The sequence below is a fragment of the Rhizobium sp. SYY.PMSO genome, assembly GCF_046840415.1.
In the GTDB taxonomy this organism is placed as follows: domain Bacteria; phylum Pseudomonadota; class Alphaproteobacteria; order Rhizobiales; family Rhizobiaceae; genus Rhizobium.
In genome coordinates this window covers 2,770,001-2,790,653 of the sequence record NZ_CP177349.1, presented here as the reverse complement: position 1 = coordinate 2,790,653, position 20,653 = coordinate 2,770,001, and the positions used below count along the sequence as shown (strand labels likewise).

Below are 20,653 nucleotides of genomic sequence, written 5' to 3'. Positions count from 1 at the left end.
AAATCCGAATCCGCTCCGGAATCAAAGAAGCAGAGCATGATGCCGTCCGGTATCGTGCTCGTTCAGGTGGCTCTCATGTCCGGTTCCGTTTCTCCGCTCGCACCCAAAACCTTCACGGCCATGCCCGCCCTTCGCGGCGTGCGCATGACCACGGCGTCCGCCGGCATCAAGTACAAGAACCGGACCGACGTCCTGCTGATGGTCTTCGACAAGCCGGCCGCCGTCGCCGGCGTCTTCACCCGTTCGAAGTGCCCTTCGGCCCCGGTCGATTTCTGCCGTGCCAACCTGGCCCATGGCAGCGCGCGCGCTGTCGTCGTCAATTCCGGCAATGCCAATGCCTTTACCGGCCTCAAGGGCCGTCAGGCGACGGAATTGACCGCAAAGTCGGCGGCCGCGGCCGTCGGTTGCGGTGAAAACGAGGTTTACCTTGCCTCCACCGGCGTCATCGGCGAGCCGCTGGATGCCACCAAATTTGCCGGCGTGCTCGACACGATGGCGAAGGATGCGACAAGCGATTTCTGGTTCGAGGCCGCCAAGGCGATCATGACCACGGATACCTATCCGAAGGTCGCGACGCGCAGCGCCGAGATCGGCGGCGTCAAGGTCACTATCAACGGCATTGCCAAGGGCGCCGGCATGATCGCGCCCGACATGGCGACGATGCTCTCCTTCGTCGTCACGGATGCGGATATTTCCTCTTCCGTCCTGCAGACGCTGCTTTCCGAGGGCGTCGGCCCGAGCTTCAATTCCATGACGGTCGACAGCGATACCTCGACCTCGGATACGCTGATGCTGTTTGCCACCGGTGCGGCAGCGTCCGACGGGCAGGCACGCATCGACCGTGCCGACGATCCGAAGCTTGCCGCCTTCCGCACGGCACTGAACGAACTGCTGAAGGATCTTGCGATCCAGGTCGTTCGCGACGGCGAAGGCGCGACGAAGATGCTCGAAATCACCGTGACCGGCGCCGAAAGCGATGCGGCCGCCAAGCGCATCGCGCTGTCGATCGCCAATTCGCCGCTGGTCAAGACCGCGGCTGCCGGCGAGGATGCCAATTGGGGCCGTGTCGTCATGGCCGTCGGCAAGGCCGGCGAAATGGCGGATCGCGACAAACTGGCCATCTGGTTCGGCGATGTCCGCGTCGCGGTCAACGGCGAGCGCGACGCTTCCTATTCCGAGGAGGCAGCCTCGAACGTCATGAAGCGGCAGGATATTCCTGTGAAGGTCGATCTCGGGCTCGGCAGCGGTCGCGCTACGGTCTGGACCTGCGACCTTACCAAGGAATATGTTGCCATCAACGGCGACTACCGGAGCTGATATCCTGCCGATGCATGCGCATTCCACGATGAACAAGCTGCCCCTGGTACGCAGGCTCGAAGCTGTCGGCTTCCGGGCTTGGCCTGCCTCGTCCGTGCAATATGATGGCAGCTGGCAGGTGCGGCTGACGGCCGGGCATCCGTCGAAGCGGCTGAATTCGGTCGTGCCGCTCGATCCTTCGGATCATCGCGATCTCGAAATCCGCCTGGCCAAGGCGCAGCGCAAGTTCGAGGCCTATGGCAGGCCGATGGTGGTGCGCGAGACGCCGCTCGCTTCGTCGCAGCTCATCGACCTCCTGCAGGCGCGCGGCTGGACGCGGTTCGACGAGACTCTCGTCATGATCGCCGATCTGGTCGATCTGGAATTGCCGGATATGCTGGATCACCTGCCCAGCCATGATGTGGGCCGGTTTGTCGACGCCAGCCTCATCGTCGATGAGGCGGATCCCGCGTTGAAGCCGGCGCTGGCCGAAGTGGTGAGCAGCATCAAGCCGCCATCGGGGCTGTTCGTCATCGAAAATGACGACGCGGGGCCCGTGGCGACGACCCTTTGCGTGCAGGACAACGATCTTGCCGGCGTTTTGTCGGTCGCGGTTTCGCCGCAGCACCGGCGCAAGGGTCTCGGCGCAGAAATCCTGACCTCCGCGCTGCGTTGGGCGCGGATGCGCAGCGCAAAGGCCGCATGGCTTCAGGTCAGCGTCGACAATGTGCCGGCACTGGCACTCTATGCCGGCTTCGGCTTCCGCGAGGCCTACCGTTATTGTTATTGGCAACCTCCGGGGGACGCATGAGCGAAGCAGGCCGAAGAATCGTTCTCGTTGCCGCCTGCGCGCTCATCGATGCCGATGGCCGTATTCTTCTGGCCCAGCGTCCCGAAGGCAAGTCGCTTGCCGGCCTGTGGGAGTTTCCCGGCGGCAAGGTCGAGGCCGGCGAAACGCCGGAGGAGACGCTGGTGCGCGAGCTTGAGGAAGAGCTCGGAATCCAGACGAAGATTGCCTGCCTGGCGCCGCTGACTTTTGCCAGCCATACCTATGAGACCTTTCATCTGCTGATGCCGCTCTACATCTGCCGGCGCTACGAGGGAATCCCGCATGGCCGGGAAGGGCAGGCGATCAAGTGGGTGCGGCCGCAGGCCCTGCGCGACTATCCGATGCCGCCGGCCGACGAGCCGCTGATCCCGTTTCTGCAGGATCTGCTTTAGAATTGCCATTTCGGCGGCCGAGCGCCTCGCCGAAAACGACAGATGTCAGATTTCCTTGAATCGAAAGTTCGATTGCGCCAGCTGATCGAGACTTTTTGCGGCAGAATCCCTCGACGCCAGATGAGGAGAGCTCCCCTTCGGTGTTTGACGCAGTAGTTCCGTCAACAGGTCTGCCTGTCTGGCCGAATGTCGGCTGATCGTTTCCAGATGTTCGAGCAGCACGCCGAAGGCGATGATCAGCAGGCCGCCAAGCGTGCCCGAAACGGCGTCGGGCAACACGGCAAGAAGGCTGTCCATGCCTCCGGCAAAGAGCGTGACGACAATGGCCAGGATCGCAAAACCGACAACCAAGCCGCCCGCGACTTTAAGCAACCCCGCCATGCACTCGTCCCCCTGATCTATGCTACCCGCGTTCGTTTCATACGTCACATCGGGGGACCGTGCGTCAAGTTCAATCCTGTGGTGTGTCGTTATAATTTATCTTCTTCCGGCTGTCTTCGGGGAGGAGCGCTGGCGCCGGACGGCAGGCTGGATCCTATGGGCGTCCGCAGCGCAACATTTCATATGTCCGAGACCGACACTCGGCAAATATGGTTAATAGAAATTAGCCATATGAAATCAATTCCATAGCGCGAATCGAATACTGTCCCGGAATTTTACGTCTCATTAATTTGCATGTGGATATTAAGGGATCGTTTATGACCTTCTGGCATTGAATGCTCTCAATCAAGCAGTTGTTGGGTGCGTTGAAGAAGGCTTGACATAATGGACGACGATTTCTGGAAAGCTGTTCAGGAGAAAGAGCAGTCTTATTCCACGTCGCGCAGGACGGGCGCGTTGAATATCGCTCTGCTGTTCGGCACGGCGGCGGTCGCGCTTTCGCTTATTCTTACGCCGATGCTCTCCGACAAATCGAAGTCTCGCGTGCTGGCAAGCGCGCCGGAGATTGACAATATTACCACGGGTTCGATCCCGCAGACGGAAAACGGCAAGCGTTATACGATCCGCCGCAGCGTTCTGCAGCAGGAGCCGGGTTCGGTCTGCGTCGTTCAGGGATATGGCGCCGACAGCGGTTGCCAATAGTACATGAGCATAGCCTGCCGGATGCCATGACGAGCATCGGATTCATCTGTTGTCCAATGCTGGGAGCTCCGAGCTTATGCGTTCCGTAAGGCGTATTTTCAGTGACAAGACCGGTGCGACGGTCATCGAATATGGTCTCATCGCCGCCTTGATGTCGGCGGCGATCATCAGCGGCATCGGCGCCTTCGGCGGAAGCCTGTCGAGCGTGTTCAACACGCTGTCCAACACGATGGAAAATTCGGCCGCGTCGCAGAACTGATTGGGCTTGCGACCGGGCCGGGCGTGGCTTGCCGGCTAAAGCAATTCCAGGAAAAGCACACAGCGGCTTTCCGCCCGCAATCGTATACAAACCGTAATCGCATACAAACAAAGAGATAGAGCGGTTTTGCGAATCCGTGCGATGCGGAACCGCTCTATTGTTTCAGCTTGTGCTCTTCGACCTTGAGCGCATCGGCCAATCGCGCCTTGGCCGAACCCGGCCGCAGCGGCTTCTGCTGGCTTTCATGCGGCGTCCAGCCTGACAGGTAGATGATCGAGAACGTCGCCCTGATCCGGCCGTCCGGATCGGAATAGCGTTCGGCATAGAGTTCGGCCGCGCGCAGGAAAAAAGCGCGCGTCAGCGGCTTGCGGCTGCGGTCGACGAGCGGGTTGGTCATGCCCATGGCGCGCAGGTCGCGCATCAGCGCGAACAGATTGTCATAGCGCACTGTGTAGGTTTCGGAGTCGATGACGGGCAGGGTAAAGCCTGCACGCTGCAGGAGACCGCCGACGTCGCGGACGTCGGCAAAGGGGATGACGCGCGGGCTGGCACCGCCCGTCAGCTCGATCTCGGTCGCGAGCAGAACGTCGCGCAATTCCTGCAGCGTTCCGGAGCCGGGAATCGCCGCCAGGAAAAGACCGTCCGCCTTCAGCGCCCGGCGGATTTGAATGAAGACGCCGGGCGTGTCGTTGGTGACATGCAGGTTGAGGGGCGAAAGCACGAGATTGACGGAATCCGCCTCCAGCGGCAGTTCCTCCTGCGGTGCCTCGATAAGGGTCTCATCGGGAGCGGCAAAGCCCAGCTCGCTTTCCATCCTTCTCAAATGCCCGATCTTGCCGGTCGCCAGAGCCAGGCGTGCAGCGATGCCGGTCGCGCCGTGCAGCTCGACCGCCTCATCGAAACGGCGCTCGGTCACGGCCAGCCGTTCCGCCAGTTCGCGCCCGGCAATATCCAGCAGAAAAGCCGCCTTCGGATCGCCCTGTCTCAATGCCCGTCGTTTGCGGGCCGAAAGCAGCGATTGGTCGAACACGATTTCCATGGCGATTTCCTGCGATATCATCAATTGGGCGAGATGTCGGGCATGCGTGTTTTCCCTTCGCAAAGCCTGCGGGAAAAAGCTAGTGTCAATCATATGGGAATGATGGGGCACGAAATCACCTTATCCATGCTGGGTGCCTGGCTGAAGAAGCCCTTGCTGGCGCTTGCCGATCTCGTCTATCCGCCCGCCTGTCCGGGGTGCGGGGTTTCGGTCGGGGCGCATCGCGGCCTCTGCCCGGCCTGCTGGTCCGATATCCGCTTCATCGAACGGCCCTATTGCGAGGTTCTGGGCAGCCCGTTCTCCCATGATCTCGGCGAGGGCATTCTCAGCGCCGAGGCCATCGCCGATCCGCCCGTCTTCGACCGCCTGCGCTCCGCCGCCATTCATGACGGCATCGTGCGCGATCTCGTTCTCAGCCTGAAATACCGCGATCGCACCGATCTCGCGCCGATGATGGCCGGCTGGATGCTGCGCGCCGGCGATGGGATGGTCGAGACCTGCGATGCGATCATTCCGGTGCCGCTGCACCGCGCGCGGCTGTTTGCGCGGAAATACAATCAGGCGGCCGAACTTGCCCGCCACGTCGCCCGCCTGTCGGGAAAGCCGCTGCTGGCGACGGCGCTCCTGCGCGTCAAGCGCACGAGCCGGCAGGTCGGCCTCGGGGCCAAGGCGCGACAGGACAATGTGCGCGGCGCTTTCGCCGTCTCGGAGCACCGGGCGGCGGATCTGTTCGGCCGGCGCATCGTTCTGGTCGACGACGTCTATACCACCGGCGCAACGGTTGCGGCGGCAACGCGGGCCCTGAGAAAAGCAGGCGCCGCCGATGTCACGGTTTTGACCTTTGCAAGGGTCGTCGGCCATCTTATATGACAATCGATATAGGCTTTTCCGGAGTGGAGCATGGCATCCGTCGTTATCTACACGCGTGAATTCTGCGGCTATTGCGCCCGCGCGAAATCGCTGCTCGAATCCAAGGGCGTCGATTATGTCGAACACAACGCAACCTATTCGCCCGAACTGCGGCAGGAGATGATCGCCAAGGCGAAGGGTGCCTCGACCTTCCCGCAGATCTTCATCAACGGCGAGCATGTCGGCGGCTGCGACGATATCCATGCGCTCGACCGCGCCGGCAAGCTCGACCCGATGCTGTCGGCCTGACCTGTCCTGACGAGGGAGAAAACGATGAGCTTCAAGGCTGCCGCCATCCAGATGTGCTCCGGCGTCGATCCGGTGAAGAACGCGGCCGACATGGCGCGTCTGGTGCGCGATGCCGCATCGCAGGGTGCGATCTATGTGCAGACGCCCGAGATGACGGGCGCGGTGCAGAAAGACCGGCCGGCCTTGCGGGCCGTCCTGCGTGACGAGGCCAGCGATATCATCGCCAAGACGGCATCCGAGCTGGCGAAGGAACTCGGCATATACCTTCACATCGGCTCGACCGCCATTGCGCTCGATGATGGCAAGATCGCCAATCGCGGCCTTCTTTTCGGTCCCGAGGGCAAACTCATCAACCGTTACGACAAGATCCACATGTTCGATGTCGATCTCGACAATGGCGAGAGCTGGCGCGAAAGCGCCGCCTACCGGCCGGGATCGGAAGCGCGCATCGTATCATTGCCTTTTGCCGAGCTCGGTTTTTCCATCTGCTACGATGTGCGCTTTCCGCAGCTCTTCCGCGCCCAGGCCGTTGCCGGCGCCGAGGTGATGACGGTGCCCGCCGCCTTCACGAAGCAGACCGGCGAGGCGCATTGGGAAATCCTGCTGCGCGCCCGCGCCATCGAAAACGGCATGTTCGTCATCGCCGCCGCGCAGGCCGGCAAGCATGAGGACGGCCGCGAAACCTTCGGCCATTCGATGATCATCGATCCCTGGGGCAAGGTGCTGGCTTCGGCCGGCGGCAGCGGTGAGGCGGTCATTGTCGCCGACATCGACGTTGCTGCGGTGAAAGCAGCTCATGACAAGATCCCGAACCTGAAGAATGCGCGCGAATTTTCGCTGGAGAAGATCGCGACGCCGGCGGCTGGAGGCGTCGCTGCTTGATCCGTTATTCGCTTAGCTGTGACAATGCCCACGAATTCGAGGGCTGGTTTTCCGAAAGCGCCGATTTCGACCGTCAGGTTGCAAGCGGTTTTCTGACCTGTCCTGTGTGCAATTCGGCTACTATCTCCAAGCTTCTGATGGCACCCTCGGTTTCGACGGCGCGCAAGAAGGACGAGATGCAGACGCTCGCCATGGATGCCGCCCGCAAGGAGGCGCTGGTCAAGCTCAAGGAGGCTGTCGAGACCATCAGGTCCAATGCCGAGGACGTCGGCACGAAATTTCCGGAAGAGGCTCGCAAGATCCATTACGGCGAGGCGGACGCGCGCGGGATCATCGGCAGGGCGACGCCGGACGAGGCGCAAGCATTGGTCGAGGAAGGTATCGAGATCGCCGCTATTCCCGTACTGCCCGACGATATCAATTGATGTCGCGTGGCGTCGGCAAACGAGCCGGACGCCGCCCGCACCGTTCATATTGGCAGTCTAAGCCTGTTTTAACGCCTTATCGGGGCGATCAGCTCAGGTTTGGCCGCTTCGCCAGCAGCATATAATTGACGTCCATGTCCTTCGAAAGATTCCAGCGGTCCTGCAGCGGCGAATAGAAGACGCCGGTGCGGGCGATGATGTCGAGGCTGTTTGCGGCAAGCGGCTTTTCGATTTCCTCCGGGCGCACGAGCTTTTCATATTGATGGGTTCCGCGCGGCAGCCAGCGCAGCACGTTTTCCGCCGCGAAGATGGCGAGGGCGGCGGCCTTCATGGTGCGGTTGATGGTCGCAACGAACATCAAGCCGCCGGGGCGCACCATTTTCGCGCAGGTCGACAGGAAGAATTCGACGTCGGCGACGTGCTCGACCACTTCCATGTTCAGCACGATATCGAAGGTCTCGCCGGCCTCGGCCAGCTGTTCGGCGGTGACGGCGCGGTAGTCGACGGGAACGCCGGACGCGTTCGCATGCGTCGAGGCAATGCCGATGTTCTTTTCCGAAGGGTCGGCGCCGACGACGCTCGCGCCCATGCGGGCCACCGGCTCGGACAAGAGGCCGCCGCCGCAGCCGATATCGAGCACGCGCAGGCCTTCCAGCGGCCGGCTGCTCTTCGGGTCTCGGCCGAAGTTTTCGCAGGCGCGGTCGCGGATATAGGCGAGGCGCACCGGATTGAACTTGTGCAGTGGCTTGAACTTGCCGGTCGGGCTCCACCATTCGGCCGCCATGGCGGAAAAACGGTCCACTTCGCTCTGGTCGATCGTGCTCTTTGCCGTTTCGCTCATGGCTTGCTCCGTGATTTGCGCCGTTCCGCGGTTCGGATGACCGCTGGCGATATTTCTGGTCCGAGATGTGAAGTCGGACGATCGGCGTGCGATGTCAAGGGCTGCGGCTTTCGATCACCTGTGGGGTATTGCGCCGGGGGAGGCGCGAATTGCGATGCCGAGGTTGACAGGGAGGTATCGTATGGCCGATCTATCGCCCGGGCTGTCAAAATGGACTTTCAGAACCGGGATCTATTCCGATCGACCGGCTTGGAGAGGAGTTCCTCATGAGACCATTCCGTCTCGCGACCGCTATCGCCATTGGCTGTCTGGCGGTCGGCCATGCAAACGCCGGAGACGGCAAGGGGTTTCGCCTGACGATCGATGGCGTCAATGTCGGCATCAATCCCGGCGATGCGCTCGACGTTACCCTCAAGGATGGCCGCAAGCTTGCCGTGGAACTGCAGCGCAGCGAATCCGTAACCTTCGCCGGCGGCAAGTTTTCCTTCGATCATGATGGCAAGTTTACCGTCGCGAAGACCGATCTTGGCGGCGGCGTGCAGCAATATGCATTGTTGACGCCGATCGGCACCGGCATCGTCGTACAGGAATACAAGGGCCTCAACCCGACCGGCATCACCGATTTCGTGCTGCAGCAGATGGTGCAGGAAAGCATCAGCGGCGGCGCCAAGATGACCAAGGAGGCGACGGAGCGCACGCTTCCGAGCGGCACAGTGCTGAAGGGCGTGAAGGCCGAGACGACCACGGACAACGACGTCATGGACTACGAGATCGTCGCGACCGGGCGGCCGGAGGGCGGCGTGCTCGTCGCCACCTTCCTGAACAAGCAAAATATCCCCAAGGAAGGCACCATTCTGGACAAGCTTTGGTCGAGTCTGAAAGTGGAGTTTTAAGGGATAGTTTTAGGCGAATCGGGCCGCTGATGCTATTGCACCCGCCTGACAAACTCGCTAAGAGACGGCCCCATTGGGATCACGCTTTTCCGGCTACCGAACTGGAAGGGCGATTTTGCATGTCGGGCTTTCCGCATTCGGCCGCCCGGCACAGGGTACTGGTAGAGGCACATGGCACGCATTGTGATGAAATTCGGCGGAACCTCCGTCGCGGATCTGGACCGTATCAGGAATGTCGCACGCCATGTGAAACGCGAAGTCGATGCCGGCCATGAGGTCGCGGTCGTCGTTTCCGCCATGTCCGGCAAGACCAACGAACTGGTCGGCTGGGTACAGAACATGCCGAAAGTGGCCGGTGCCGATCATTCGATCTACGATGCGCGCGAATATGACGCCGTGGTCGCCTCGGGTGAGCAAGTCACCTCCGGCCTGTTGGCGATCGCGCTGCAGGCCATGGGTGTCAACGCCCGCTCCTGGCAGGGCTGGCAGATCCCGATCCGCACCGACAACGCGCACGGCGCGGCCCGCATTCTCGACATCGACGGCGAGGACATGGTCCGCCGCATGAAGGACGGTCAGGTCGCCGTCGTTGCCGGTTTCCAGGGCCTCGGTCCGGACAACCGCATCGCGACGCTCGGCCGTGGCGGCTCCGACACCTCGGCCGTTGCGATCGCCGCTGCCGTCAAGGCCGACCGCTGCGACATCTATACCGACGTCGACGGCGTCTATACGACCGATCCCCGTATCGAGCCGAAGGCGCGCCGCCTGAAGAAGATCGCTTTCGAGGAAATGCTCGAAATGGCCTCTCTCGGCGCCAAGGTGCTGCAGGTGCGCTCGGTCGAGCTGGCCATGGTCTTTAAGGTCCGCACCTTCGTGCGCTCTTCTTTCGAGGATCCCGATGCTCCGGGCATGGGCGATCTGCTCAACCCGCCCGGAACGCTGATTTGTGACGAGGATGAAATCGTGGAACAGGAAGTAGTCACCGGCATTGCCTATGCCAAGGATGAGGCCCAGATCTCGCTGCGCCGTCTTGCCGACCGGCCGGGCGTTTCCGCCGCCATCTTCGGGCCGCTGGCCGAAAACCACATCAATGTCGACATGATCGTCCAGAACATTTCGGAGGACGGCTCCAAGACCGACATGACCTTCACGGTTCCTTCCGGCGATGCGGAGAAGGCGCTGCGCGTGCTCGGCGAAAACAAGGAAAAGATCGGCTACGACGTCGTCCAGAGCGAATCAGGCCTGGTCAAGGTGTCGGTCATCGGCATCGGCATGCGCTCGCATGCAGGCGTGGCTGCGACCGCTTTCCGGGCACTTGCCGAAAAAGGCATCAACATCAAGGCGATTACGACGTCGGAAATCAAGATTTCCATCCTGATCGACGGTCCTTATGCAGAACTCGCAGTCAGGACTTTGCATTCCTGCTACGGTCTGGATAAGAGTTGATTCAGGACTGCTGACGACGGACCGTGACGGAGGCGAGTTTCGGCCGGCCCTGACGTGGGCAAGACAGGCATGACATCTTGATTCGGGAGCTAGTGGCGCAATGAGAGACCTATCCGGCGGTCCACGCGTTCTGCTCAAGCGGCTACGCGAGCTAATGGCGGAGCCGCTGGAGCCGCAGGAGCGCCTTGACCGAATCGTGCGGCAGATTGCCAGCAACATGGTCGCCGAGGTTTGCTCGGTCTATGTGCTGCGCGCCGACGGCGTGCTCGAACTCTACGCCACCGAAGGCCTCAACAAGGAGGCCGTGCACCTTTCGCAATTGAAGATGGGACAGGGTCTGGTCGGCACGATCGCCGCCTCCGCCCAGCCGCTCAACCTTTCGGACGCGCAATCGCATCCCGCTTTCCGCTACCTGCCGGAAACCGGCGAAGAGATTTACCATTCCTTCCTCGGCGTGCCGATTTTGCGCACCGGCCGCTCGCTCGGCGTTCTCGTCGTCCAGAACAAGGCGAGCCGCACCTATCGCGAGGAAGAGCTGGAAGCGCTCGAGACGACGGCGATGGTGCTCGCCGAGATGATCGCCACCGGCGAGCTGAAGAAGATCACCAAGCCCGGCCTGGAGCTCGATCTCACCCGCTCGGTCACTATCGACGGCGACAGCTACAACGAGGGCATCGGCCTCGGCTATGTCGTGCTGCACGAGCCGCGCATCGTCGTCACCAACCTGCTGAACGAAGATACCGACAAGGAAATCGGCCGCCTGGCCGGCGCGCTTGGCTCGCTGCGTATTTCGATCGACGACATGCTGTCGCGCCGTGACGTATCCATGGAAGGCGAGCATCGCGAGGTGCTGGAAACCTACCGGATGTTCGCGCACGACCAGGGTTGGGTGAGAAAGCTCGAGGAAGCCGTCCGCAACGGTCTGACCGCCGAAGCGGCGGTGGAAAAAGTGCAGAGCGATACCAAGGCGCGCATGATGCGCCTGACCGATCCCTATCTGCGCGAGCGCATGCACGATTTCGAGGATCTGGCGAACAGGTTGCTCAGGCAGCTCATCGGCTATTCCGGCCGCACCAGCGCCGAAGGCTTCCCGAACGATGCGATCATTTTCGCCCGCGCCATGGGGGCTGCGGAACTGCTGGATTATCCGCGCGCCAATATCCGGGGCCTGGTGCTGGAAGAAGGCGCGGTCACGAGCCACGTCGTCATCGTCGCGCGCGCCATGGGCATTCCCGTCGTCGGGCAGGCAACGGGCATCGTCGCGCTGGCGGAAAACGGCGATCCGGTCATCATCGATGGCGACGGCGGCCATGTTCATCTGCGGCCTATGGCCGATCACCAGCGTTCCTATGAGGAGAAGGTGCGGTTCCGCGCCCGCCGGCAGGAGCAGTTCCGTGCCTTGCGCTCGGTCGAGCCGGTCACGAAGGACGGGCAGCGCATTTCGCTGCTGATGAATGCCGGGCTGCTGGTCGACTTGCCGCAGCTTGCCGAATCGGGCGCCGAGGGGATCGGCCTGTTCCGTACCGAGCTGCAGTTCATGATCGCCTCGACCATGCCGAAGGCGGATGAGCAGGAGGCGTTCTATCGCAACGTCATGAAGCAGGCGGGCGGGCGCGTCGTCACCTTCCGGACGCTCGACATCGGCGGCGACAAGGTCGTTCCCTATTTCCGGGCGCATGAGGAAGAGAATCCCGCGCTCGGCTGGCGCGCCATCCGTCTATCGCTCGACCGCCCTGGCCTGCTGCGTACGCAGCTCAGGGCCATGCTGAAGGCCGCGGCCGACAGCGAGCTGAAGATGATGGTGCCGATGGTCACGGAAGTCTCCGAGATCAGGGCGGTGCGCGAGCTCCTGCAGAAGGAAGTGCAGCATCTCTCGCGCTTCGGTCACGGCCTGCCGCGCAAGCTGCAGTTCGGCGCGATGCTGGAGGTGCCGGCGCTGCTGTGGCAGCTGGACGAGTTGATGGCCGAAGTCGATTTCGTCTCGGTCGGCTCCAACGATCTGTTCCAGTTTTCGATGGCGGTGGATCGCGGCAACGCCCGCGTGTCGGATCGTTTCGATCCGCTCGACCGCCCGTTCCTGCGCATCCTGCGCGACATCGTGCGCGCCGGCGAGCGCAACAAGACGCCGGTGACGCTGTGCGGAGAGCTGGCAGGCAAGACGATCTCGGCCATGGCCCTGCTCGGCATCGGCTTCCGTTCGGTCTCGATGTCGCCGGCCTCGATCGGTCCGGTCAAGGCGATGCTGCTCGGGCTCGATCTGCAGGCTCTCTCCACGGTCATGGAGGAGGCGCTGAACGACAAGCAGCCGACGGCCTCGATGCGCGAAATTCTTGTAAGCTTTGCCGAAAGCCACAATATTCCCCTTTAGCGCGTGATCCCGAAGAACACGAAGCGGTTTCCGGACAGGATCATGCGCACTACATCAGACATAATAAGAAGAATTGGAGTTCAGGGTGGCGAAGCTCCCCATTGAAAAAATGCGCGAGTTGGAACGCCGGTTCGGCGAGATCGAGGCGCGCATGTCCGCAGGTCCGGCCGCGGATGTCTATGTGAAGCTTGCTTCCGAATATTCCGAACTGCAGCCGGTCGTCACCAGGATCCGCGACTACGAGCGGGCTGTCGCCGAGGCGGCCGATCTCGAGTCCATGCTTTCCGACAAGTCGGTCGACCGCGAGATGCGCGATCTTGCCGAGATGGAACTGCCCGAGGTCAAGGAGCGCATCGAGACGCTGGAAAAGGATATCCAGATCGAGCTCCTGCCGAAGGACGCCGCCGACGAGAAGAGCGCGATCCTCGAAATCCGCGCCGGCACGGGCGGCTCCGAAGCGGCCCTTTTCGCAGGCGACCTTTTTCGCATGTATGAGCGTTTCGCCGCCAGCAACGGCTGGAAGGTGGACGTGCTTTCGGCCAGCGAGGGCGAAGCCGGCGGTTTCAAGGAAATCATCGCCACGATCAGCGGCAAGGGTGTGTTTTCCCGGCTGAAATTCGAATCCGGCGTGCATCGCGTGCAGCGCGTGCCGGAAACCGAGGCCAGCGGCCGTATCCATACCTCTGCGGCAACTGTCGCCGTGCTGCCGGAGGCCGAGGAAATCGATATCGAAATCCGGCCCGAGGATATCCGCATCGACACCATGCGCTCTTCGGGCGCCGGCGGCCAGCACGTCAATACGACGGACTCGGCCGTGCGCATCACCCATATTCCCTCGGGTATCGTGGTGACGAGTTCGGAAAAGTCGCAGCACCAGAACCGTGCGAAGGCAATGCAGGTGCTGCGTTCTCGCCTGTTCGACATGGAGCGCCAGCGCGCCGACAGCGAGCGGTCCGCCGACCGCAAGAGCCAGGTCGGCTCCGGCGACCGCTCCGAGCGCATCCGCACCTACAATTTCCCGCAGGGCCGTGTCACCGATCACCGCATCAACCTGACGCTCTACAAGCTCGACCGGATGATGGTCGGCGAGATCGACGAGGTGGTCGATGCGCTCCTGGCGGATTACCAGGCGAGCCAGCTTGCCCAGCTTGGCGAACAGGCATGAGCGGCGGGCAGGGGCCGACGGTATCCGGACTCCTGCAGGAGATGCGTGCCCGTTTTGTCGAGGCCGATCTCGACGATCCCGCGACCGAGGCGCGTATTCTCGCCTGTGGTCTCCTGCATCTTTCCTCCACAGAGCTGGTTACGCGCGGTTCCGAGCCTGTCTCTCCGGGCGATGAGGCGGCGGTGCGGGCCGCGATCGCCCGCCGGCTCGACCACGAGCCTGTTCACCGGATTCTTGGCGAGCGGGAGTTCTACGGCCTGCCCTTGCGCCTCTCGGCGGCGACATTGGAGCCGCGGCCCGATACCGAAATTCTCGTCGATACGATGCTGCCGCATGTGCGGCGCCTTGAAACGAGGCTTGGCAGTCTCCACATACTGGATCTAGGAACGGGAACCGGAGCCATCTGTCTTGCGCTGCTTCGCGAATGTCCGCAAGCCACGGGTGTCGGTTCCGATATTTCCAGCGAGGCGCTGGAAACTGCTCGCGGGAACGCTGAGCGAAATGGCCTGGCGGCGCGGTTCAGCACGGCGCATGGCAGCTGGTTTGACGCCATCCACGAACGTTTTCATGTGATTGTCTCAAATCCGCCCTATATTGCGTCCAGTGTCATTTCCACTCTCGCTCCAGAAGTAAAGGATTTCGATCCTCCCGCGGCCCTTGACGGAGGCCTTGATGGGCTGGATGCATATAGGGCGATCGCAAAGGATGCGACGCGGTTTCTGCACCCGGGCGGCATGATAGGGGTGGAGATCGGTTACGATCAGCGTGAGACGGTGACTTCCGTTTTTGAAGGAGCAGGATTTTCCCTTGTCGAAGCGGTTCGTGACTACGGCCAGAACGACCGGGTCCTTGTGTTTGAATTTCAACATTAACGCGACATTGTGCAGCAGATTTGTGGAACCCCTGTTGTTATCGCAAAGAAAAAGCTTGGATTTCCCGAGGAAGCAATATAGGTTGCCCTCACGCGTTGGGCGGCTGGGAATGGGTGAAACGATTCGCCTGTCTTGGACAGCCTCGGGGATCCGCTCTTTGGTAAGAGTGTCAAAGGTTGAAGATAACCCAATGCGTGATCAGTTTAATCTGACGTAGTCGAGCGGCAGACCGGCGCCAAAGCGCAGTTTGCTTGCGGCACGCAGGCCCTGGTTCTGGAGTGTCCAGACCGCGGCGGCAGGTGTCGTGTATGATTTTATCCCAACGAAGAGAATTCAGGTGAAGGATCTATGAGGCCAGGACAGCAAAACAAGCGCGGTCGGGGGCGTGGTAACAACAACGGCGGCGGCGGTGGAAATAACAACAACAATTTCAACCGCAAAGGCTCTAACCCGCTGACCAGGACTTACGACAGCTCCGGTCCCGACGTGAAGATCCGCGGAACCGCGCAGCATATCGCCGAAAAATACGCAGCCCTGGCTCGCGATGCGCAGAGCTCCGGCGACCGCGTCATGGCTGAAAACTACCTGCAGCATGCCGAGCATTACAATCGGATCATTGCCAGCGCCCAGGCGCAGATGCAGGAGCGCTATCAGCGCGACGAGCACCACAATTACAATGACCGCGACGCTGCCGACCGCGACATCGACGATATCGATGCGCAGGAGATCGACGATCAGCCGCAGATGGCCCAGCCCGCGGCTCGCCCGCAGCCTGCGCCGGCCGTCGCCGCACCGGCTCCCGAGCCCGAAGTCATCGACGGAACCGGCCCCCAGCCGGTGATCGAAGGCATTCCGGCCGAAGTCGCCATCGAAGAAGAGACGCCTGCGGTGGCTGCCACGGAGCGCCAACCGCGCCGTCGCAGCACCGGCAACCGTCCGCGTCGCCAGCCGCGCCGCAATGCTGCCGCGGCCGATGGAGAAGGTCAGGGCGAAGCCGCTTCGGACCAGGCTCCGGCTCTGGCGGAAGCCGCCTCGGAATAAGGCTTTGCGCTTCCTCGTCGAGGAAACGGCTAAACCTGTACGACACCGTAGCGAAAATGGCGGCTTGATGCCGCCATTTTCTTTTTTTGTCCGAACCGATGGTCGCGTTTCCGGAGCGGCGGCGATCTCTAAAATCCGCGGATACGAATGGGACGATCATCGCCGCTTTTTCCCCTCCGCAGCCCTTTAAACTCTCCAAATACCCTCCCATATTCTCCTCAGTTGCCTTGCCGCAAATCTCAATGGCGGAAAGGCGGGCCTGCCTCTTGAGGGGGCTCAATCTCGAACATCGATCTGCGCCGGTCAGGGCAGAACGATTCATGGAGGTATAGATATGAATATTGAAAAATACTCCGAGCGGGTGCGCGGTTTCCTGCAATCCGCCCAGACGAATGCGCTTGCACAGGGCAATCAGCAGTTTACTCCCGAACATGTATTGAAGGTGCTGCTGGACGACGATCAGGGCATGGCTTCCTCGTTGATCGAGCGCGCCGGCGGCGATGCCAAGGCTGCCCGCCTTGCCAACGATGCCGCTCTTGCCAAGCTGCCGAAGGTTTCCGGGGGTGACGGTCAGGTCTATCTCTCGCAGCCGCTCGCCAAGGTGTTTGCCACCGCCGAAGACGCTGCGAAGAAGGCCGGGGACAGTTTCGTCACCGTCGAACGCCTCTTGCAGGCTTTGGCGATCGAGCCCACCGCTTCCACCTCGGCAAGCTTGAAGAAGGCAGGCGTAACGCCCGTTGCCCTCAATCAGGTCATCAACGATATCCGCAAGGGCCGCACGGCGGACTCCGCCAATGCCGAGCAGGGTTTCGATTCCCTGAAGAAATATGCCCGTGACCTCACCGCCGAGGCTCGCGAAGGCAAGCTCGATCCTGTGATCGGCCGCGACGACGAAATCCGCCGCACGATCCAGGTTCTCTCCCGCCGCACCAAGAACAATCCCGTGCTCATCGGCGAGCCCGGCGTCGGCAAGACGGCGATCGTCGAAGGCCTGGCGCTGCGCATCGTCAATGGCGACGTGCCGGAATCGCTGAAGGACAAGAAGCTGATGGCGCTCGACATGGGCGCCCTGATTGCCGGCGCGAAGTTCCGCGGCGAGTTCGAAGAGCGGCTGAAGGCCGTGCTCAACGAAGTGCAGTCGGAAAACGGCGAGATCATCCTGTTCATCGATGAGATGCACACGCTGGTCGGTGCCGGCAAGGCCGATGGCGCCATGGATGCGTCGAACCTTCTGAAGCCTGCCCTTGCGCGCGGCGAGCTGCACTGCGTCGGCGCGACCACGCTCGACGAATACCGCAAGCATGTCGAGAAGGACCCCGCTCTCGCACGCCGCTTCCAGCCCGTCATGGTCGAAGAGCCGACGGTCGAGGATACGATCTCGATCCTGCGTGGCCTGAAGGAAAAGTACGAGCAGCATCACAAGGTCCGCATCGCCGATGCGGCGCTGGTGGCCGCCGCGACGCTGTCGAACCGCTACATCACCGACCGCTTCCTGCCGGACAAGGCCATCGACCTGATGGACGAGGCCGCGGCGCGCCTGCGCATGCAGGTGGATTCCAAGCCGGAAGAGCTCGATGAGCTCGACCGCCGCATCATCCAGCTGAAGATCGAGCGCGAAGCGTTGAAGAAGGAGACCGATCAGGCCTCGGCCGATCGGCTGAAGCGGCTGGAGACCGAACTTACCTCGCTGGAAGAGGAAGCCGATGCGCTGACGGCGCGCTGGCAGGCCGAAAAGCAGAAGCTGGGTCTTGCCGCCGATCTGAAGAAGCAGCTCGACGATGCCCGCAACGAATTGGCGATCGCCCAGCGCAAGGGTGAATTCCAGCGTGCCGGCGAGCTTGCCTATGGCGTGATCCCCGATCTGGAGAAAGAGCTCCACGCCGCGGAAGAGCAGGACAATGCCCGCGATTCCATGGTGCAGGAGGTCGTCACCGCCGACAACATCGCCCAGGTCGTTTCCCGCTGGACCGGAATTCCCGTGGACAAGATGCTGGAAGGCGAGCGCGACAAGCTGCTCAGGATGGAAGACGAGCTGGCAAAGTCGGTCGTCGGTCAGGGCGATGCCGTTCAGGCGGTCTCGCGTGCCGTTCGCCGCTCTCGCGCCGGCCTGCAGGATCCGAACCGGCCGATCGGCTCGTTCATCTTCCTCGGCCCGACCGGTGTCGGCAAGACGGAGCTGACCAAGGCGCTTGCCCGCTTCCTCTTCGACGACGATACGGCCATGGTGCGTATCGATATGTCCGAGTACATGGAGAAGCATTCCGTGGCCCGGCTGATCGGTGCTCCTCCCGGCTATGTCGGCTATGAGGAAGGCGGTGCGCTGACGGAAGCCGTCCGCCGCCGGCCCTATCAGGTCGTGCTGTTCGACGAGATCGAGAAGGCGCATCCCGATGTCTTCAACATCCTGCTCCAGGTTCTGGACGACGGACGCTTGACGGACGGGCAGGGCCGCACGGTCGACTTCCGCAACACGATGATCATCATGACCTCCAACCTGGGCGCCGAATATCTGACGCAGTTGAAGGACGGCGATGACAGCGATCAGGTACGCGAGCAGGTGATGGAAGTGGTCCGGTCGCATTTCCGGCCCGAATTCCTCAACCGTATCGATGAGATCATCCTGTTCCACCGCCTGAAGCGCGATGAGATGGGCGCGATCGTCGATATCCAGCTGGAGCGGCTGTTGAAGCTGCTGTCGGAGCGCAAGATCACGCTCGAGCTCGATGAAGACGCGCGCAACTGGCTCGCCAACAAGGGGTACGATCCGGTCTATGGCGCAAGGCCTCTGAAGCGGGTGATCCAGAAATATGTCCAGGATCCGCTCGCCGAGCAGATCCTTTCCGGGCAGATTCCGGACGGTTCCGTCGTGAGGGTCACCAGCGGCTCGGACCGGTTGTTGTTCCGCCCGCGTCAGGCCGTGAACGAAGCGGCCTGAGCCGGAATGGCCAAATAGCATTGCGGATGGCGGCCTTCGGGCCGCCATTTTGCTGTCGGCGGTGGCGATGCGGGGCCTCGCCGCTGACCCGCGGGCTCATGACGCCTGAGAATACATATCATTCTTGCCGAAGCGGTGAGGTACTATCACGAAAGCGGCAGGCCGTTTCGGCTACTTGCTGGCGATCTGCTTCGACTTGTCGTCGCTGAGCAGCGCATCGATACGCTTGCGCTCTTCCTGGAACTTGGCGAGCGCATCGCCTTCGAGCGACTTGCCGCCAGGGAGGCGAATGCGCAAGGGGTCGACCTTGGTGCCGTTGACGATCAGCTCGTAGTGCAGATGCGGGCCGGTCGCGAGACCTGTCGAGCCGATGAAGCCGATCACCTGCCCCTGAACCACCTTGGCACCCGGGACGATGCCCTTGGCGATCGCGCTCTGGTGATTGTAGGAGGAGACATAGCCGTTCGCATGGCGGATGAGCGTCTGGTTGCCGAAGCCGCCCGAATCCCAGCCCGCCTTTTCGACGATGCCATTGCCGGCCGCGATGATCGGCGTGCCGCGGGGGGCTGCCCAGTCGACGCCGGTATGCATGCGGGCGAAGCCGAGGATCGGGTGGCGGCGCATGCCGAAGCCGGATTTGAAGATGCCGGTGGGAACGGGGTTTCGCAGCAGGAATTGCCGGATGCTCTTGCCGTTCTCGTCGAAGTAGTCGATCGAGTGATCGGCCGGGTCCTCGAAGCGGTAGAAGCGCGTCACGTTATCGCCGAACCTGGCATTGACGTAGAGCAGTTCGGAATCGGCCGTTGCCTGACCCTTGTCGTCGGCAACCGAGAAAAAGGCTTCCAGCGAATCCGTCGGTTTCAGCTGCGCCTGGAAATCGACATTGCTGGCGAGCAGCTTGACGATCTGCGCCACCATCTCCTTGGTCATGCCGTAGGAAAGTGCTGCGCGGTAGATGCCGTCATAGACGCTCGGCAGATCGCGCCCGGCCGAGATGGCGGGGGCATCGTTGTCGAAGGCGGTGGCAATGGCGTCGAGCATCGGCGGAGCGCTGCCGGCAACGAAGTCGCCGTGGTCGTTCTGTGCGATGGTGAGCAGATGGCTGGTGCCGCGATAGATGCTGGCGCGGATGATCTTGGCCTGCTCGCCCTTCTGCAGGATGCCGATGCGCAGCACGTCGCCGGCGGCGACGTTGGCCGAGCCGAAGAGCGGCTGGATCTTTGCGGCGATGTCGTCTGCATCCGCCTTGAGGTATCCGGCTCCCGTCAGCGCCGTGGCGATCGGCGTGTTCTGGCGAACGGCTATGATATCGTCGGCAAATTCCTCGGTCTGCGCGGTCACGGCTTCCGAAGCCGAGACGGACATGTTCTCCTCGACGATGCGGGCGGCAAGGCCGGCCGTCAGGTCGACATCGGAATCGTCGTTGGCGAACCGGCGCGGGTCGACATAATAGAGCGCCGAAAGCTGGGTATTGCCATCGGCGAGCACCGAACCGTTGGAGCGGACATTCTCCTCGACCTCTTCGAGCGACATGGAGCCGGCGAGCTGGAAGGGAATATCCTTGGCGGGAAAGGGAACCGTCTTGAGACTGACTTCGGATTCGACGTCGGACCCGTAGATCGCGCCGGTCTTGTTGGCCGGCGGCGGTATGTTCTCGTCGGCGGAGAAGATCGCAAGGGGATCGAAAGGCGGATAGCTTTCGCTGGCGAGGCGATTGGTGGCGAGCGCG

20 protein-coding genes (1 of these 20 only partly in view) are annotated in these 20,653 nt (G+C 62.0%); 16 read left to right on the top strand and 4 right to left on the bottom strand.

The window, feature by feature from the left end:
* The first annotated feature begins 75 nt into the window (after window positions 1-75).
* The 3 genes from argJ to mutT are packed head-to-tail and all read left to right on the top strand — an operon-like array spanning window position 76 to window position 2,517.
* The gene (gene argJ / locus ACJJVH_RS13590; RefSeq protein WP_113361040.1) at window positions 76-1,317 is read left to right on the top strand and encodes a bifunctional glutamate N-acetyltransferase/amino-acid acetyltransferase ArgJ; all 1,242 of its coding nucleotides are present in this window, start codon (window positions 76-78) and stop codon (window positions 1,315-1,317) included.
* Window positions 1,286-2,107 (top strand): GNAT family N-acetyltransferase, encoded by an 822-nt coding sequence (locus ACJJVH_RS13585; protein WP_412064143.1) that lies wholly within the window; start codon window positions 1,286-1,288, stop codon window positions 2,105-2,107. The genes argJ and ACJJVH_RS13585 overlap by 32 nt, the downstream gene beginning before the upstream one ends.
* Entirely contained in the window at window positions 2,104-2,517 is a 414-nt protein-coding gene (gene mutT, locus ACJJVH_RS13580) for an 8-oxo-dGTP diphosphatase MutT (protein WP_112803020.1), read from the top strand. The genes ACJJVH_RS13585 and mutT overlap by 4 nt, the downstream gene beginning before the upstream one ends.
* A 45-nt stretch (window positions 2,518-2,562) precedes the next feature.
* Here mutT and ACJJVH_RS13575 read toward each other — a convergent pair whose 3' ends face one another.
* On the bottom strand, window positions 2,563-2,946 hold the full coding sequence (locus ACJJVH_RS13575; protein WP_412064142.1) for a hypothetical protein: 384 nt from the start codon (window positions 2,944-2,946) through the stop codon (window positions 2,563-2,565).
* A 336-nt stretch (window positions 2,947-3,282) separates the two neighbouring features.
* On the opposite strand from ACJJVH_RS13575, the gene ACJJVH_RS13570 reads away from it, so the two are divergent.
* Window positions 3,283-3,600, top strand: coding sequence for a hypothetical protein (locus ACJJVH_RS13570; RefSeq protein ID WP_112803017.1), 318 nt, complete (start codon window positions 3,283-3,285; stop codon window positions 3,598-3,600).
* A gap of 76 nt (window positions 3,601-3,676) precedes the next feature.
* A complete protein-coding gene (locus ACJJVH_RS13565; RefSeq protein ID WP_112803015.1) occupies window positions 3,677-3,859 on the top strand; it encodes a Flp family type IVb pilin in 183 nt (60 codons plus the stop codon).
* Between the two features lie 154 nt (window positions 3,860-4,013).
* On the opposite strand, the gene ACJJVH_RS13560 is transcribed toward ACJJVH_RS13565, so the two are convergent.
* Window positions 4,014-4,898 (bottom strand): methyltransferase domain-containing protein, encoded by an 885-nt coding sequence (locus tag ACJJVH_RS13560; protein WP_113394120.1) that lies wholly within the window; start codon window positions 4,896-4,898, stop codon window positions 4,014-4,016.
* A gap of 93 nt (window positions 4,899-4,991) precedes the next feature.
* On the opposite strand from ACJJVH_RS13560, the gene ACJJVH_RS13555 reads away from it, so the two are divergent.
* From ACJJVH_RS13555 to ACJJVH_RS13540, 4 genes are read left to right on the top strand one after another with little or no spacing between them, the layout of a single operon-like run.
* On the top strand, window positions 4,992-5,768 hold the full coding sequence (locus ACJJVH_RS13555) for a ComF family protein (protein ID WP_412065170.1): 777 nt from the start codon (window positions 4,992-4,994) through the stop codon (window positions 5,766-5,768).
* 30 nt (window positions 5,769-5,798) lie between these two features.
* Window positions 5,799-6,056: a glutaredoxin 3 gene (gene grxC / locus ACJJVH_RS13550; RefSeq protein WP_112803011.1), complete on the top strand. Its 258-nt coding sequence runs from the start codon at window positions 5,799-5,801 to the stop codon at window positions 6,054-6,056.
* Window positions 6,057-6,080: 24 nt separating this feature from the next.
* Entirely contained in the window at window positions 6,081-6,938 is an 858-nt protein-coding gene (locus tag ACJJVH_RS13545) for a carbon-nitrogen hydrolase family protein (RefSeq protein WP_113386218.1), read from the top strand.
* On the top strand, window positions 6,935-7,363 hold the full coding sequence (locus ACJJVH_RS13540; protein ID WP_412064141.1) for a DUF1178 family protein: 429 nt from the start codon (window positions 6,935-6,937) through the stop codon (window positions 7,361-7,363). The genes ACJJVH_RS13545 and ACJJVH_RS13540 overlap by 4 nt, the downstream gene beginning before the upstream one ends.
* Window positions 7,364-7,451: 88 nt before the next feature.
* Here ACJJVH_RS13540 and ubiG read toward each other — a convergent pair whose 3' ends face one another.
* Window positions 7,452-8,204: a bifunctional 2-polyprenyl-6-hydroxyphenol methylase/3-demethylubiquinol 3-O-methyltransferase UbiG gene (ubiG, locus tag ACJJVH_RS13535; protein WP_113372135.1), complete on the bottom strand. Its 753-nt coding sequence runs from the start codon at window positions 8,202-8,204 to the stop codon at window positions 7,452-7,454.
* 266 nt (window positions 8,205-8,470) lie between these two features.
* Here ubiG and ACJJVH_RS13530 point away from each other — a divergent pair, with 266 nt between their 5' ends.
* The 7 genes from ACJJVH_RS13530 (at window position 8,471) to clpB (ending at window position 18,924) form a co-directional block, all read left to right on the top strand.
* The gene (locus tag ACJJVH_RS13530) at window positions 8,471-9,097 is read left to right on the top strand and encodes a hypothetical protein (protein WP_112803003.1); all 627 of its coding nucleotides are present in this window, start codon (window positions 8,471-8,473) and stop codon (window positions 9,095-9,097) included.
* A gap of 171 nt (window positions 9,098-9,268) precedes the next feature.
* Window positions 9,269-10,543 (top strand): aspartate kinase, encoded by a 1,275-nt coding sequence (locus ACJJVH_RS13525; protein ID WP_112803001.1) that lies wholly within the window; start codon window positions 9,269-9,271, stop codon window positions 10,541-10,543.
* 100 nt (window positions 10,544-10,643) lie between these two features.
* Complete coding sequence (gene ptsP / locus ACJJVH_RS13520; protein WP_112802999.1) at window positions 10,644-12,911, top strand: phosphoenolpyruvate--protein phosphotransferase; 2,268 nt, start codon at window positions 10,644-10,646, stop codon at window positions 12,909-12,911.
* An 85-nt stretch (window positions 12,912-12,996) separates the two neighbouring features.
* A complete protein-coding gene (gene prfA, locus ACJJVH_RS13515; RefSeq protein WP_112802997.1) occupies window positions 12,997-14,076 on the top strand; it encodes a peptide chain release factor 1 in 1,080 nt (359 codons plus the stop codon).
* Window positions 14,073-14,948, top strand: coding sequence for a peptide chain release factor N(5)-glutamine methyltransferase (gene prmC / locus ACJJVH_RS13510; protein ID WP_113372137.1), 876 nt, complete (start codon window positions 14,073-14,075; stop codon window positions 14,946-14,948). Before prfA ends, prmC begins: the two co-directional genes overlap by 4 nt.
* 348 nt (window positions 14,949-15,296) lie before the next feature.
* Window positions 15,297-15,989 (top strand): DUF4167 domain-containing protein, encoded by a 693-nt coding sequence (locus ACJJVH_RS13505; RefSeq protein ID WP_412064140.1) that lies wholly within the window; start codon window positions 15,297-15,299, stop codon window positions 15,987-15,989.
* 334 nt (window positions 15,990-16,323) lie between these two features.
* Window positions 16,324-18,924: an ATP-dependent chaperone ClpB gene (gene clpB, locus ACJJVH_RS13500; RefSeq protein ID WP_412064139.1), complete on the top strand. Its 2,601-nt coding sequence runs from the start codon at window positions 16,324-16,326 to the stop codon at window positions 18,922-18,924.
* Window positions 18,925-19,095: 171 nt separating this feature from the next.
* Here clpB and ACJJVH_RS13495 read toward each other — a convergent pair whose 3' ends face one another.
* Window positions 19,096-20,653, bottom strand: partial view of a M23 family metallopeptidase gene (locus ACJJVH_RS13495; RefSeq protein WP_112803061.1) — the 3' portion only. It continues 383 nt past the right edge of the window; the window shows 1,558 of its 1,941 coding nt (coding positions 384-1,941); its start codon lies off the right edge, out of view — the gene reads right to left on this strand; the stop codon is at window positions 19,096-19,098.

Coding starts and splice junctions, on each gene's coding strand:
- ptsP (WP_112802999.1), top strand. CDS start 10,644: ATGAGAGACCTATCCGGCGGTCCACGCGTTCTGCTCAAGCGGCTACGC.
- ubiG (WP_113372135.1), bottom strand. CDS start 8,204: ATGAGCGAAACGGCAAAGAGCACGATCGACCAGAGCGAAGTGGACCGT.
- ACJJVH_RS13570 (WP_112803017.1), top strand. CDS start 3,283: ATGGACGACGATTTCTGGAAAGCTGTTCAGGAGAAAGAGCAGTCTTAT.
- ACJJVH_RS13565 (WP_112803015.1), top strand. CDS start 3,677: ATGCGTTCCGTAAGGCGTATTTTCAGTGACAAGACCGGTGCGACGGTC.
- clpB (WP_412064139.1), top strand. CDS start 16,324: ATGAATATTGAAAAATACTCCGAGCGGGTGCGCGGTTTCCTGCAATCC.
- grxC (WP_112803011.1), top strand. CDS start 5,799: ATGGCATCCGTCGTTATCTACACGCGTGAATTCTGCGGCTATTGCGCC.
- ACJJVH_RS13560 (WP_113394120.1), bottom strand. CDS start 4,898: ATGGAAATCGTGTTCGACCAATCGCTGCTTTCGGCCCGCAAACGACGG.
- ACJJVH_RS13525 (WP_112803001.1), top strand. CDS start 9,269: ATGGCACGCATTGTGATGAAATTCGGCGGAACCTCCGTCGCGGATCTG.
- ACJJVH_RS13505 (WP_412064140.1), top strand. CDS start 15,297: ATGAGGCCAGGACAGCAAAACAAGCGCGGTCGGGGGCGTGGTAACAAC.
- prmC (WP_113372137.1), top strand. CDS start 14,073: ATGAGCGGCGGGCAGGGGCCGACGGTATCCGGACTCCTGCAGGAGATG.
- argJ (WP_113361040.1), top strand. CDS start 76: ATGTCCGGTTCCGTTTCTCCGCTCGCACCCAAAACCTTCACGGCCATG.
- ACJJVH_RS13555 (WP_412065170.1), top strand. CDS start 4,992: ATGGGAATGATGGGGCACGAAATCACCTTATCCATGCTGGGTGCCTGG.
- ACJJVH_RS13585 (WP_412064143.1), top strand. CDS start 1,286: ATGTTGCCATCAACGGCGACTACCGGAGCTGATATCCTGCCGATGCAT.
- mutT (WP_112803020.1), top strand. CDS start 2,104: ATGAGCGAAGCAGGCCGAAGAATCGTTCTCGTTGCCGCCTGCGCGCTC.
- ACJJVH_RS13530 (WP_112803003.1), top strand. CDS start 8,471: ATGAGACCATTCCGTCTCGCGACCGCTATCGCCATTGGCTGTCTGGCG.
- ACJJVH_RS13545 (WP_113386218.1), top strand. CDS start 6,081: ATGAGCTTCAAGGCTGCCGCCATCCAGATGTGCTCCGGCGTCGATCCG.